1 protein-coding gene is annotated in these 1229 nt (G+C 42.1%); it reads right to left on the bottom strand.

Annotated elements, in window-relative coordinates; translation table 11 throughout:
• Positions 1-1229 (bottom strand): Ig-like domain-containing protein (locus WFK35_RS22835; protein WP_336734939.1); only part of this gene is annotated, 1229 nt, incomplete at both ends.

Genomic DNA, 1229 nt, shown 5'->3' with positions numbered 1-1229 from the left:
TTTACCGTTGCGGTATTGTTTGAAATTTCAATTTCTGAAATCACAGGATCTACCGCTTTTTTCACACTTACGAACTGTTTTACAGAGCATCCGTTGTCTTTAAGAATTACCCAGTAATCTCCAACAGGAACTCCCGATAAAACCTGAGTGGTTGCTCCCGTGCTCCACAGATAGGACTGATAACCCGGTCCTGCATCAAGATTTGTTCTGCCATCGATACAGATGATTTTATCCACAAGAACAGCTGATCTTTTCGGAGGAATCACCACGAGGTTCACTTTGGCAATCGCATAACATCCGTTTGAGTTGTAAACCCTGATGTAAACCGAAGTATTCCCTGAAACATACGCCAAAGGATTTAATATTTCATTGGTTCCGTTGCTTGCATCTACAAAAGTAGGATAGTACTTTTTGGTAATCGGCGATTCGGCTGAAACATTGGCAAGCGAAAGATTAAATGCAGCCTTTGTTTCATTATTTTCAAGGTAACATTCGCTGATTGTAGCTTCCATCACCGCCGGAGTCGGAAGATAGGCTAAAGTAATTTTAGCATTTCCTGTACAACCTTCATTGGTGGTTACTTTTACATAAACATTTCCTGCTGCCGAAAGATAACTGGCAGGGTTTGTAATTTCATTGGTTGCTGCATTCAGATCGGCAAGGGTAGGATAGAACTTCTTCACAACCGGAGTGTAAGTTGTTACATTGGCTGAAGTAAGATCAAAGAACCCTTTACCGTTGTACTGGCATGCTTTAATAGTAGTATCTGTTAAAATGAACGGTACTACGGTAAGATTTAACGTTACCTTTTCACAGTCTATAAATTCGGGAGCATTTCCGCAGAACTGGTAAACAATAGTATCGGGACCTAAATATCCGGGATTCGGAATGTAGGTAATCTGCCCCGAAGAGTTTACGGTTGCTGTACCATTTGCAGGATAGGTAAGAATAGTTACCGTACTTGCCACGGGAGTCTGTGTTGTGGTGAACGAGAAAGCAGGAGTAATGACTTTCGTAGCACAGGCATTAAGAGCAGCAGTTGTGTTTTTTACGCATGAAAAAACTTTATAGATCGGTGTTGTTACCGGCGGGCATGTTCCCATGGTTACTTTCACGGTATAATTTCCGGCTACGGTAGGCGTGTAGACGTTTTGTGTAGCTCCGGGAATCGGGTTTCCGTTCAGATACCACTGATAAGTTTCATAGCTGTCGTCCACTTCAAGGATAAT

It is taken from the genome of Chryseobacterium sp. VD8, assembly GCF_037149975.1.
GTDB classification, from domain to species: Bacteria; Bacteroidota; Bacteroidia; order Flavobacteriales; family Weeksellaceae; genus Chryseobacterium; species Chryseobacterium indicum.
Note: the sequence above shows the minus strand (reverse complement) of the source record. Positions and strands in the feature narration are given on the sequence as shown.